17 protein-coding genes and 1 pseudogene are annotated in these 12,315 nt (G+C 39.8%); 3 read left to right on the plus strand and 15 right to left on the minus strand.

Annotation, left to right across the window (positions count from 1 at the left end; translation table 11 throughout):
- Positions 1–55: 55 nt before the first annotated feature.
- Both V1499_RS19230 and V1499_RS19235 read right to left on the minus strand, forming a co-directional pair.
- Complete coding sequence (locus V1499_RS19230; RefSeq protein ID WP_409271726.1) at positions 56–586, minus strand: SRPBCC domain-containing protein; 531 nt, start codon at positions 584–586, stop codon at positions 56–58.
- Positions 587–631: 45 nt separating this feature from the next.
- Complete coding sequence (locus V1499_RS19235; RefSeq protein WP_409271727.1) at positions 632–958, minus strand: ArsR/SmtB family transcription factor; 327 nt, start codon at positions 956–958, stop codon at positions 632–634.
- A 266-nt stretch (positions 959–1,224) separates the two neighbouring features.
- On the opposite strand from V1499_RS19235, the gene V1499_RS19240 reads away from it, so the two are divergent.
- Positions 1,225–1,764: a dihydrofolate reductase family protein gene (locus V1499_RS19240; RefSeq protein WP_409271729.1), complete on the plus strand. Its 540-nt coding sequence runs from the start codon at positions 1,225–1,227 to the stop codon at positions 1,762–1,764.
- A 29-nt stretch (positions 1,765–1,793) separates the two neighbouring features.
- On the opposite strand, the gene V1499_RS19245 is transcribed toward V1499_RS19240, so the two are convergent.
- From V1499_RS19245 to V1499_RS19280, 8 genes are all read right to left on the minus strand, one after another.
- Positions 1,794–2,216, minus strand: coding sequence for a DUF3995 domain-containing protein (locus V1499_RS19245; protein ID WP_409271731.1), 423 nt, complete (start codon positions 2,214–2,216; stop codon positions 1,794–1,796).
- 84 nt (positions 2,217–2,300) lie between these two features.
- Entirely contained in the window at positions 2,301–2,495 is a 195-nt protein-coding gene (locus V1499_RS19250; RefSeq protein ID WP_409271733.1) for a hypothetical protein, read from the minus strand.
- A 62-nt stretch (positions 2,496–2,557) separates the two neighbouring features.
- Complete coding sequence (locus V1499_RS19255; protein WP_409271735.1) at positions 2,558–3,079, minus strand: GNAT family N-acetyltransferase; 522 nt, start codon at positions 3,077–3,079, stop codon at positions 2,558–2,560.
- A gap of 45 nt (positions 3,080–3,124) precedes the next feature.
- On the minus strand, positions 3,125–3,607 hold the full coding sequence (locus V1499_RS19260) for a DinB family protein (protein WP_409271737.1): 483 nt from the start codon (positions 3,605–3,607) through the stop codon (positions 3,125–3,127).
- Positions 3,608–3,658: 51 nt separating this feature from the next.
- Positions 3,659–4,189, minus strand: coding sequence for a histidine phosphatase family protein (locus V1499_RS19265; RefSeq protein ID WP_409271739.1), 531 nt, complete (start codon positions 4,187–4,189; stop codon positions 3,659–3,661).
- A gap of 387 nt (positions 4,190–4,576) precedes the next feature.
- Positions 4,577–5,119 (minus strand): NADPH-dependent FMN reductase, encoded by a 543-nt coding sequence (locus tag V1499_RS19270; protein WP_409271740.1) that lies wholly within the window; start codon positions 5,117–5,119, stop codon positions 4,577–4,579.
- The gene (locus V1499_RS19275) at positions 5,116–5,550 is read right to left on the minus strand and encodes a MarR family winged helix-turn-helix transcriptional regulator (protein WP_409271742.1); all 435 of its coding nucleotides are present in this window, start codon (positions 5,548–5,550) and stop codon (positions 5,116–5,118) included. The genes V1499_RS19270 and V1499_RS19275 overlap by 4 nt, the downstream gene beginning before the upstream one ends.
- Positions 5,551–5,632: 82 nt before the next feature.
- A complete protein-coding gene (locus V1499_RS19280; RefSeq protein ID WP_409271744.1) occupies positions 5,633–5,971 on the minus strand; it encodes an NIPSNAP family protein in 339 nt (112 codons plus the stop codon).
- Positions 5,972–6,081: 110 nt separating this feature from the next.
- Between V1499_RS19280 and V1499_RS19285 the strand changes: the two genes are divergently transcribed.
- Entirely contained in the window at positions 6,082–6,438 is a 357-nt protein-coding gene (locus V1499_RS19285) for a hypothetical protein (protein WP_409271746.1), read from the plus strand.
- 185 nt (positions 6,439–6,623) lie between these two features.
- Here V1499_RS19285 and V1499_RS19290 read toward each other — a convergent pair whose 3' ends face one another.
- On the minus strand, positions 6,624–7,670 hold the full coding sequence (locus V1499_RS19290) for a DUF1835 domain-containing protein (RefSeq protein WP_409271747.1): 1,047 nt from the start codon (positions 7,668–7,670) through the stop codon (positions 6,624–6,626).
- Positions 7,671–7,877: 207 nt separating this feature from the next.
- Positions 7,878–8,312 carry an Lrp/AsnC family transcriptional regulator gene (locus tag V1499_RS19295; protein ID WP_409271749.1) on the minus strand — a complete coding sequence of 145 codons (435 nt, stop codon included), beginning with the start codon at positions 8,310–8,312 and terminating at the stop codon, positions 7,878–7,880.
- Positions 8,313–8,463: 151 nt separating this feature from the next.
- Between V1499_RS19295 and V1499_RS19300 the strand changes: the two are divergent.
- Positions 8,464–9,522, plus strand: a pseudogene (locus V1499_RS19300) (alkene reductase); the annotation flags it as partial.
- Positions 9,523–9,663: 141 nt separating this feature from the next.
- Here V1499_RS19300 and V1499_RS19305 read toward each other — a convergent pair.
- From V1499_RS19305 to V1499_RS19315, 3 genes are all read right to left on the minus strand, one after another.
- Positions 9,664–11,028, minus strand: a complete 1,365-nt coding sequence (locus V1499_RS19305; protein WP_409271751.1) for an MFS transporter — start codon at positions 11,026–11,028, stop codon at positions 9,664–9,666.
- Between the two features lie 68 nt (positions 11,029–11,096).
- Positions 11,097–11,687, minus strand: a complete 591-nt coding sequence (locus V1499_RS19310) for a TetR/AcrR family transcriptional regulator (protein ID WP_409271753.1) — start codon at positions 11,685–11,687, stop codon at positions 11,097–11,099.
- A gap of 128 nt (positions 11,688–11,815) precedes the next feature.
- Positions 11,816–12,298 carry an NUDIX hydrolase gene (locus V1499_RS19315; RefSeq protein ID WP_409271755.1) on the minus strand — a complete coding sequence of 161 codons (483 nt, stop codon included), beginning with the start codon at positions 12,296–12,298 and terminating at the stop codon, positions 11,816–11,818.
- Positions 12,299–12,315 lie beyond the last annotated feature (17 nt).

Below are 12,315 nucleotides of genomic sequence, written 5' to 3' on the forward strand. Positions count from 1 at the left end.
AATAGCGTTAACCAAATGAAGTTTGATTAACGCTAACGATGAAACCACTTTCGGCCTATTTCGATTGAAGTTCGGATAGATAATCGTCAAGTCTCTCGTATTGTGAAGAAACTCCTTGAACAGCACCCATATCGACCACTTTTTTAACAGCCTCAGCTGTTGAAAATTTCGAGCGGGAAATGATTTTGGTTTTGCCTTCCTCTTCTATAAACTCCATCGTGATAACCATTTCAGGCATTTCAGGAAGAACATTGTATTCAGTATCTGTAAAGAAATCGGTGTAAACGATTTTTTCGGGGACAATAATTTCATGATAAACCGCTTTGCCGCAGGATTTCATTCCAAAGAAGTCACCCTGGTTTTTATCAACACATGTCATACAGTATAGCCAAACCCCATCTTCGTTAAAATCCAGCTCGTGAACTTCTGTTTCCCAACCCTTTGGTCCCCACCAGGCTGCCAGGTGAACAGGATCTGAAAAGACAGAGAAAACCAAATCCCGTGGTGCGTCGAAAACCCGCTCAATAATTAGTTCTAGCCCTTCTACCCTGGACACCAATTTGTTCAGTGCCTTGTTTCCCGACATGTTGATTCCTCCCACTTTGTTTAGTGAATACTCAATAGAATCCCCTTAGTTCCCATCTTGCAGCAAGCGCAAATACTCATCCAACCTGTCAAATCTTTCATCCCAGATGTGCTTAAATGATTCAAGCCACGTATCGAGTTCCTGAAAAGGATGAGGCTTAAGCCGGTAAATCCGTTGATTCGCAACGGCTTCCACTTTTACTAGGCCAGCATTACTCAGCACCCGCAGATGTTTGGATGTAGCCGGTTGAAGAAGATTGAGCCGCTCCGCAATTTCACCTACCGACAAAGGTTCCTTGCGCAAAAGCTCCACAATCTGTAACCTGTTGGGCTCAGCTAGTGCGTTTAAAATAGTTGAGATATGTTCGCCCATTAAGTTCCTTCTCCCTTCCTTCACAATATAACCAAAACGGAATATTCCTGTCAAGGAATATACAGACTTTTCTAATCATTTTGTCAATAAACAAGATGAAAGTAATTTTCGTTTTCACCTTGTTATGTAGGCCGTGTACAGCCTGGTTCACTCAATGTCATCGGGTTCCTTTTATTAATAATTTGGAAATTATGGTAATCCCAAATATAATAAGATAAATAGAGAAGGACTTTTATAAAAAACCAAATTTCAATTAGGAGGAGAGTATGCGAAAACTTATTGCTCAAGAGTTGGTATCGCTGGATGGTTTTTTTTCTGGGGCAAATGGAGAGATTGATTGGCACATTGTTGATGATGAATACACTGAGTATGCTCTGGATCTGCTCAATAGCGTCAGCATGCTCTTATTTGGACGTGTAACTTATCAATTAATGGCAAGCTATTGGCCAAACGAATCCAATGAAATAGCTCACAAAATGAATTCATTGCAAAAGATTGTTTTTTCGAAAACATTAGAGAGTGTGGTCTGGAAAAATACGAAAATAGTATCCGATAGCTATATTGATGAAATTCAAACCCTTAAACAACAGCCTGGAAAAGATTTATTGATTTTAGGAAGTGCTGAATTGGTTTCATTCTTATTGAATAAAGGCTTAATCGATGAACTTCATCTAACGGTTGTTCCCATTGTATTAGGCAGCGGCAAACCTTTATTCAGAGAAATGCAAAATAGAATGAAAATAACCCTTTTTAAATCAAAAACTCTTGGTTGTGGCAGTGTTCAACTATTTTACCAAACACATTAAAAGAACCTTGCCCCCTAATTTATACACAGCTATGTTCTTTTGGCGGATAAAAAATAAATAATCCCTCCGGCCATCCAATATGGCTCCCAAAATGCCAGCCTCCAAAAGGTCGCATAGTGGTCTAAGTTATAGTTCACTATATTAAATGCATGTAAGGAAATTGTGATGAAATTGAGCGCGCCGTACAAGAACAGGAATGCACCAGCTATTTTTACCGTATAAAAAAGCTTCCGGTCCAATTTTGAATTGTGCCGATGAACAAGCAGCATTATTAGTAATGCTGCCCCGAGAAGCTTGATGAAACCAGTAAGCCAAACGATTGCGAGGAACGAAGGTGAGGGATTTAAAGACATCTCATAAAGTGCCCCACCTAAAGACCTTACCCCCAACCTGCCTCCCATCGCCCAATAAAAACTCATCCCTGAAAAAATAACAGACCAGATAATTCCCAAATAGATAAACTAACCATTAGTTGAAAGTCTCTGCCCCATTTCTCAACAAATCCTTCCCTGCCTTTAATAGAATCCCAATCCAGGTCAATTCGTTGAATGGTCTTTTATAAAAATAAAATTCTTATTGAATTCCGTTTCACTGATCGATACCCTGCCCGTTAAATCACTCGTTCTTAAGACAAACTCCTTTACCCCGATGAACTCCGACTCCGCGATAAGGTAAAACTCTGTTCCTTTTTTATAACCATGAAAATTAGTCCTTAGTGTAAATAGCTTCATATTAAAACCCGCCTAGTCTATAACCTTTGAAGATAAATTATATCATTTAAAGCTGGTTGTATTTAGGGCTTCATACCATTTTCCCTATATGAAAATAGATATTGAACCAACCGGTTTTCCGTTCCCATGTATTCTTCATGGCCAACCCTGCTGCTTTCTTTAAAGCCTAGTTTCTTTAGCATTTTTCCGGAGCGGACATTGCTTTCGTGCGTTTCGGCAATAAAAACAGTGATGCCTAGCTTTTCAAAACCGAACTCCATCATGCACAGTGCGGCTTTAGCCCCTATGCCCTCGCCCCATAGCGTGCTTTCGCCAATCGCGATGCCTAATTCGGCGGAATGCCCCTGTATGCAGGCTATATCCGCATACCCTATTAACTTATCATTATATTGAATTCCTTTGCGGATAAAGTCGCCAGCTTTATTTTTCACACAACGAAGCCACCAGTTGTAAAGTTCATCTTTGTCCCTGTTTTGTTCCCACCCGTTTGCAAGGCAAAATCTCTCGTCTTTGCTCCAGGCTAAAACATAGGTGAAGTCATCCATGGTTAACGGCCTTAGTATTATGGATGGCGGTTGGGTCATTTTAAACCATCTCCTCAGGAGTTACTGCCTTACATTACCCGTAAATCATGACTCAATCGGCCAGCTCTTTTGCAACTTACGAATATACATAATCTGGCCAATGTGATAAGCATTGTGGGTTGTTAAATTCGCGAGTATTCCCCACCACTGTACATTTACAGAGAACCCCACCACATCTTTTTCCACTTTTTCCACTGTTAATAAATCCTGCCATCGAAGAAGCACGTCGACTAACTGTTTCCTTAAGTAAAAAAATGTTTGATTGTCAGGAATTTTAAAGCTCTGTTCATTGCTTGAAAGTTGCGGCACAGCATTTACGTTGCCGCTTTGATACCTGGTTTGCCATGCTTGGTTCCAGTAAAGGAGATGCTGCACGATTTCAGCAATACTGAAGCTTTCTTCATCCGGTTTCCAAAAGGCTTGTTCTTCGCTCAAATTTTCCACCGACTGTAAAAAAGGAATATACCAGCTGGGGTCATTCGCATTAGCCAGTAGTTGGTCGGCTAAAACATCTTTTGCATGGACCATGATCCCACATCCTTTTATAAGTATAGTAGCTTAAAATCATGATAACTGGGATTATCCATTTAATTGATAGAATTTATAACTCCCCGTGTCCGAAGAGAGCTTCAATATATTTTTATCCTCGGGTATCCCTTCAAAATAAGCACCGATGCAGCCAGTTGTGCACCGATGTCCAGATACAAGTATCTTCAGGTCTTTATTGCCATATTTGGTTTCAAGTTCTCCCATAAAACCAAATACTCTTTTAACAAAATCAATCGGGTCTTCGACGCCTTTATATACTGCCGGATCAGGGAGTGCTCCAGCCCTCTTTAATTCATTTATATGTACTCCATCCGCCTCTCCCAAATCAAAAACATCGAGCCGATCATCAGTAACTGCCTTCTTTCCAGTTACAATTTCAGCTGTCTGGATCGTTCTTTCCTGTGGTGAAGAAAATACATAATCAAATGCAATATGCTGCAATTCGTCCCTTAATGCCTCTGCCTGGTTTTTGCCAAATTCGTTAAGAGGCAACCCGTTTCTTCCTTGCATTTTCCGTTCTTTGTTGAGATCTGTTTGCCCGTGCCTAATCACATAGATCATATTGGACCTCCCGATAATGAGTGAAAAATTCGTCCTATCTGTACATGGATATTAGTAGTTTAATCTTGGGAGTTGGGATTGAAATTGGTGGAGAAAGTTGTAGTATGAGGATGCTCTGGATGAAACGATAGTAGCTTTTGTTAATCTTAACATAAAATTTGGTAATGACGAGGTAAATAAAGCGGCCTTCCTCGACTATGAAGCTACTGAAGGCACCTGCTCTGTGCGAATCTCATTAGGACAACAAAGCTTCAAAAGCCCCGGGCTCCGTCTGAACAGCCCCTCTTTCATAGGGTTGAAAAATAAAAATACGTTCCCACTTTATTGTGGAAACGCATTTCAATTTATAAACTATTTTTTCAAAAAAACACGTACTAACTTACAAGATTACACCGTTTTCATCAAATCGATGAACACTTCGATTTTGCTGTCGAGGAAGCCGAGTGTTTGTTCATCGACCAAGCGGCCTGTTTGGGCATCGAATTTCTGGTTGGCAAAGCCGATGAGCACTTCGTTTCCTGCAGGCGGCATTTGTTTTGCCTGAAGGCCAGTCAAAATTTCACGCAGATGCAATTGCGCGCGGATCGTTCCGAGCGCCCCCATGGTTACGCCCATCGGGAATACCGGCTTGCCGATGAATACCTTCTCGACGCGGGAAGCCCAGTCTAGTGCGTTTTTCAATACCCCGGGAATGGACCAGTTGTATTCAGGGGTGATGATGATGACCCCGTCCGCGTTTGCGATTTTCTGTTTAAACTCTTTCACTGCCTGTGGTGGGTTGTTTTCCTCGTCCTGGTCATAGAAAGGCAGGGAACGAATATCCGCAATTTCGATGTCGAGCTTGTCCTGGTAGCGTTCCTGCATTGTTTTTGCCAGATGCATGTTCAGTGAATCTTTTCTGATGCTTCCTACGATTGCCACGATTTTCATGATGAATGTCCTCCAGATATGTTATGTATTATTTTTGTTAAAATCTTTTGCAGTTGCAGCGTTTCTTCCGCACTGATTCCGTTCATTACGGTCCGGCTCGCCTCATCCAAAATGGGGACTACCTGATATTCAAGCTGCCTGCCTGCTTCCGTTAAATGAACTTTGAACGTGCGTTTGTCGAAAGGGTCATCGATTCGCTTGATGTACTCCTTCTTTTCGAGGCTCACGATCATGCGCGCGATATTCCCTTTGTCCTTTTTCAGGTGCAGGGACAGTTCGTTCGGGGAAATCCCGTCCTTTTCCCACAGCATCATCATGATTAGATTTTGTTCGGGAGCAAGGTTGAACGGCTCGAGCTGCTTTTTGATGTAATTCGCTATCGTCAAGTCAGCGTTCCGGATTAAGAGTCCAATGTATTTATTTTCATTCAAAGGACCCGCCTCCTTAAGAACGTTGATATATCAACAATAATAGTCAGAATTTTTTACAAGGTCAAGCTTGGAGGTTTTCTTTTTAAAATAAAGTAGTCTTTAACTCTTCGTTTCTTACACTCAAAATATATTCTCCTACCACAAAATCCCTGCCGCCATTTGCTTCGTACCACCGGTTGACGCGCGCGACATGTTCGCGATCGCCCCGGACATTGGCTTCGATTTCCTGGTACTTCTCGTAGCTGTCATATTCCCAGATTGCGAAAATCTCGGTTGTCCTTTCGTCGTTCGGTACCATCCATCTGCCCACTAGCCGCGCCCCATGTTTTAACTGATTCGGGAGATTCGTTTCATTGAAATGCTTATTAAAAACCTCCACAAACTCGTTTTTCACGATATAAAATTTCCTGCGATAAAACATGATTTAAGTCTCTCCCATCAATTTTTTTAAACGAGCGATTGAAAAATAATTGAACATTTTAACGAAAAAGATTACAATTAGTGTAAAATTACACCAAGAAGAGGTGCGAAATGAAAAAGAGTTGGGTTTATGTCATTATGATTGCTTATTGCTTTCCGTTTGGCTATTTTGCCATGTATCAAGATTATAAAGACGGCTCCATGCTTGGTTACCTGCTGTTGATTTTAGGGCCTGCCATCCTTGCTTTTATTAGCAAATTGAAAGGTTATCCATTCCTTATATTAATCGGGAACTTTTTGTCGGCTGGCGTATCGTTTTATTTCTCCAACCAGATGGCCGGGATTGATCGATGGGGATATTATTTTAAACCTTTTACAGCCAATTCACTTTTGCTCACTGTCAGTCTTATAAGTTTGATTCCACAGCTTATCGCAGTTTTGCTGGCTTGGAAAAAAGTAAAAATATAAACAGTTCTCTTTATTCTGGTGCAACTTGAAACTTAGCTTTCTCGGTATTAAAAGGAATCGGGACTCACACCAAGTTTTAGGAACCCCCTGTGTCCCGATTAACAACTATTATTTCCACAAAGCTGGACCGCATGGCAGCCTATGTCTCAAACTGTAGTGAAGAAAATAAAATGCCAAGTATTTCCCTACCGGAGCTTCACACTATAATACCTCATTGCCTTCGTCGAGCCCCGGACTTCAAAAACGCCTGCCGTGATTAAATGCCTTAGCCTGTATTCTAAAAAAGAGTCACCAACATATTGTTCAATTTGGCCGATTGCCTCACCAATTATCCTCGCAGCCATCCAAAAGTCCTTTTTCAATTTCTTGCGACTCAGTTCCTGTGCTATCCTTATTAAAATCTGATCGAAATAATCTTCCCCAACATTGCAAACTTTCCCCGCTTCCCAAATCCTCAGGATAGCATCCCCTGCTGATATCTCCTTCCATTCGCTCTCAAACTTTATCCGATTTTCCGGAGTGAATGACATGTTGTTTCTATTTTCCTCAAAAATTGACCACAATTTTTCCGGATGACATTCGCCGGTATGCAACGGCCTATACTCTATTTCTTCAGTATTATATTTATCTCTAAAGCGTGCTGTGGTATTGAATAGTGAGACATCATTCTTTTTTCCTCTTAACAAATGCATGGCGAAGCTGGCACCGGTTTGTTCGTGCGCGTTTTCCCCAGCCCACACATAAACTGGAACGCCTTCAGGTATAACCTTAACCGCTTCAATTGCATTTTCCATCTTCGATATATATTCATCGAGGTAATCCTGGTCGTTATGAATATGATTTTTTAGCCACTCATGCCTGTTGCTTATACCGGCTTCTTCATCCAGCCCGGACAATGGCCCGATTGCAAATAAATCACGGAACCCGATAACTTGTTCCTTATGAGCCTTTCCCGCTGTTTTCAGCACGTGCTTTAGCATGTGGAGAGTTGATTCGCCAAACACAATATGAAAAGCAGTCGGACTTTGAACACTCTCGTTATTGGAATGGCCAGCACTATTTTTCATGAAATCATCATAAATTTCTCTTAGATCTTTACTTAATTGTTCATCCGGGGCTTCTGTCTCCTCAGCCATTTCAATTCTCAATAAAATGAGGTATAAAAGTGATTTTACCTCTTCTTCGCTGCAATTGTTTACTTTATCTTTCAATTCATTTATCAATTCAGCCACTCCCTCTTAAGCCCCCACAGCCAAATATTACCACAAAAATACGGTCTTGGGGTTTAATTTAAGGTCGACCTTGGAACCCAAAGAATCAGCTGTACCGTTCGCAATTGAATTAGCCCAACGCTTCGCAAGTAGTTTGGAAAATAAAATTAACATAGAAAAAATACTTGAAGCATCATCCTATGGCTCCAAGCATTTTATTATCAGTCCCTATTTTATTATTGGAATCAATTTATTATTTTCTATTGGCGATGATAGTACTATTAATGTGGTTGAATCTCCGAAGGTACCCATCTCGTTAATTGCAACCTCAAGCGATTGTAGTGTCTCAGTAACAACTTTCACCAAAAAGTTATATTGGCCGCTAATTCTATGTAATTCCACTACTTCATTTGATTTATTACAGAAGTCCACAAAGTTTTCACAGCTTTTGGTATGGAATAACAGAAAGGCTGTTATAGGTTTGTTTATTTTCTCTGCCCTCACAATAGCCCGGTAGTGGTCAATAATTCCCTTTTCCTCCATTCTTCGCACTCTTTCGGTAACCGCTGGCTGAGAGAGTGCTACCTCTTTTCCTAGTTCCGTCATGGATATTCGACCTTTCTCCTGTAATACTAAAAGAATTTCTTTATCCAATTTATCCATATTGATTCCCACCTTTAATTTATAAGCAAACTATTTAAAATAAAATTAATTTAAAACTAGTAACGACATATTAACTGTGATTCCTTATATAATTACTTCTTTATATTATATAAAATTATTTATGAAGTTCATACTTTAGTAAAGGAGTTAAGACAACATGGGAAAAAATGAGTTATTAAATCCAATTAAGATCGGTAACTGGTTCTTGAAAACGAAAATTGTCATGGCTCCAATGACACGAAGTTTTGCAAATAACAATACAGGCACGGTTGGTAAAGATATTGTCACCTATTATCGTAGAAGAGCCAATGATGGTATTGGTCTGATTATTACAGAAGGTATTAATCCTTCTCTTAGAGGCAGAGGAACTTTTGGTGTTCCAGGGCTGTATACAAATAGCCAAGTAGAAGCATGGCGGAAAGTAACTGAGGCTGTTCATGAGGAAGGAGGAAAAATTGTGGCACAGCTTTGGCATGTAGGAAGGTTGACACACCGAGAACTGACTGGAGGATTCCCACCACAAGCACCTTCAGTTTTAAAGGCTGATGGCCTTGTCCACCGATTGAGAAAACCTTATGAGACTCCTGAAGAAATGTCTTTGGAAGATATAAAAGAAGTCATCCAAGAGTTTGCTTTGGCAGCTAGAAACGCAATCAAGGCTGGATTTGATGGAGTTGAAATACATGCGGCGCATGGTTATTTAATAGACCAATTTAATTCTGAAGTCACAAATAAACGGACTGATGAGTATGGGGGCGATATATCGAATCGCTTATTATTTATGAAGAAAGTATTAAATGCGGTTATTAAAGAGGTTGGCAAAGATAGAACTATTATTAGATTTTCTGAAATAAAAGATGATATCCCAGGTTATAAATGGGCCAATCCTGAAGAGAATATAAAGGCTTTTATTCAAGTGTTTAAAGAAGCAGGAATCCAAATTATACACCCCTCAACAAATAATTTTACTGAAAAAATGGCTAATGACATGACTTTTCATCAACTTGTAAGGAAATATTGGGATGGGATTATTATCGGGGTGGGGAATTTAAATCCAGAGATTGCTTCTGAAGCGATTAAGGATGGTACAATTGACCTTGCTGCCTTTGGACGTCCTCTACTTGCTAATCCTGATTTCGTTTATAAAATAAAAGAAGGATATCCTATTAAACCCTATCAAGGAGCAATTGATTTAAAATACTTAAATTAGAATTTAACAGTGCGTATAAAGAATAACACATGGGCCTCCATGTGTTATTCTCCGATTTTTTAAAATCTTAACTACTTTTTGGTTAACTAACGCACCAGTTGTGCCTCCAATTCCTTTCTTTTCAACTTGCATATGCCTGTATCAATTTTGAGGGATTTTATATTTTTTATGCATCTTCAACTTGTAAACAATCAAAATAACAACATGTAATATAACCAATACAAAGAAAATGTTACTGTATATAGTACCCATTGATGACTGTAGAAATGGATTCCACGAAGTACTTGCTTGAACATCAACGACTCTCCCGTATATCCCGATTGCAATTGAGCCTGCAATGAAATTTTGCATCATTAACAGGCCCATTCCAACACCTGCATGCTCCTTTGGCAATGTTGTTGAGATCGATTTAGACATGACAATCATCATAAATGATTGGCCCACATTGCCCAAGATTAGAAATAGCGCGATGAACCAAGCAGCTGAACCGATTAAAGTTGAAAGCAGGAAAAAACATACTATTAATAAACTGGATGCAAGAAAGAATAAATAGGATGTTCCCTTCGAATCTGAAAGCTTTCCACCTTGTCTATTCAATAGGGCCGATGCAGCAGCAGCGGGTACCATTGCGAATCCAATCAAGCTAGCAGGGAGTTTTTGTACATCTGCTAGAAATAAAGGAGTTAGGAAAAACAGTGAATAGCCAATTCCTGTTATTAAAAACGCTAACACTAAATTGGATGAAAATTTTTTGTTCTTAAATAACTCGGGTTGAACAAATGGATGCTTCGCAGAGTGAATTCGAATGATGAATAAAATCGAAGCGGCTATCCCCCCGATAATCCAAGCTACATTGTTCGTTACACCTAATAATACTTGGGTAACAGCTAAGGCTAACAATCCTCCGCCTAACCAATCAAGTTCCGTATCGGCTTCTTTCTCATCTCCTAAATATTTCAGATAAAATGGCAACGTAAAAATAAGTAATAGAGGGATGCTGAAAAGCCATCGCCAATCCACAACACTGACAACTAATGCAGAAATAACAGGGCCAAGCGCACCACCTAAAGCTGTTCCTACAAACACTGTCCCCATCGCTGTACCTCTCCGTTCAATAGGAAAATATCTTATCGGAATAAGAGTCGCAGTTGCAGGAATCGTCGCCGCACCAGCTGCTTGTAAGCATCTCGCAACGAGCAAAAGCCAATAGGATGTAGAAAAGAAGCCTAGTAATGACGCGAAACTAAAAAGAATTAAACCAAATGTTAATAAATTTTTCAGTTTATACCGATCTGCTAATTTCCCATATATCGCTGTTCCAATCCCATATATAAGGGTATAGGCCGAAGTAACCCAGCTTACTTGAGAATTTGTGAGCTGAAATTCTTCACTTATAAGGGGAAGGACGAAGTTAAAGAGTAATATACTCATAGACGAAAAAGTGACCGTAAGCATCATAATAATTAATAACTTTTCACTCACTTGCTTTTTTATCATGGTTTCCATTATTTATTCCTCCTTTGCGATTTTAAAAGAAAGTCTGTACTGACTGACATTTCGAAGCAAAAAACATACTAGGGAGTTAATCCCCTAGTAAATAACGCAATACTTTCTTCGATTAATTTCGCGAACCTTTCATCAGTAAACGCAGGGTCTCCGTTCATTCTTCCGTGTGCTAAGCCAAAATTCATATAAAGAAAGGTAATCGCAATTTCCTCCGCATCAATGGGAACCGTTTTTTTCCTATTTCTCATTTCTGCAAAATAGTTAGTTAAAAATTCTTTTAATGCCTGAGGGTGTCTGTGTGAATACTGGTGCAAGCCAGGAACATTTTCCCCTATTTTCATAATGATTCGGAGCATTTTTCTGTTCCGATGCATGATCCTATGATAATTTTGGCTAATTAACAGTAAATCTTCCTTAAGGTTCCAGGTGAGCTTACTATCAAAAATGGCACGCATTTCCTCAGCATAATGATATCGGTCAATTGCTTGCTCTAATAAGTTTTGTTTACTTTGAAAATGTCTAAATAGTGTTTTTTCACTAAAGCCAGCTTCCTTTGCAATTTCCTCTGTTGTAACCCCGTTATATCCATTTTTAGAAAAAAGGTCTATCGCGGCAGTAATGATTTTTTCTGTAGTATCCTGTTTTCGATTTGAAGCCATGAATCCTTGTTCAATCCCTTCTAAGAATGTCAGTACTGACTAACATTAATATATTCTATTTACAAAAATATGTCAAATAACACCTCGTTCTAATTTTTCCTCAATATATCCAAACGCATTGTAAAAGATCAAACGGTCCTATTCAGTTTCACAGCAAACTCCGGATGCGTCACATACTCCATGTACTTAGTTTTCCCGTCGAAGTCTAAATAAGCCTGGTAGCGGGTGCGGATAGCAGGTGTTTCGATATAATCAAGGACGGTCTCCTTGGGAACCCATTTGCTATCTGTCGTTTCATCCGATATCCCCAACTCTCCGCCAATAAATTTACAAACAAAGTCGAACATCACCTTAGTCGGTACATCCGTTACGCCGTCATACCATTTATAAATCGCCGTGTTTGAATAAACCCCAATCAAATGGGAAACCTCAACATCGATTCCGCTTTCTTCCTTTACTTCCCTGATTACCGCATCAATCAGGTTTTCACCGACTTCGACCTGCCCGCCGGGAAATACCCATCCCTGATTGTGTGTTTTCACCAAAAGGATTTCTCCTTGTTCGTTCTCGACGATTCCTCCAGCTGCTGCGATATGCGTTGGCATTGCCATGCTATTTCCCCCAGTCA

Origin of the sequence: Neobacillus oceani (assembly GCF_046237595.1) — a bacterium.
In the GTDB taxonomy this organism is placed as follows: domain Bacteria; phylum Bacillota; class Bacilli; order Bacillales; family Cytobacillaceae; genus Bacillus_D; species Bacillus_D oceani.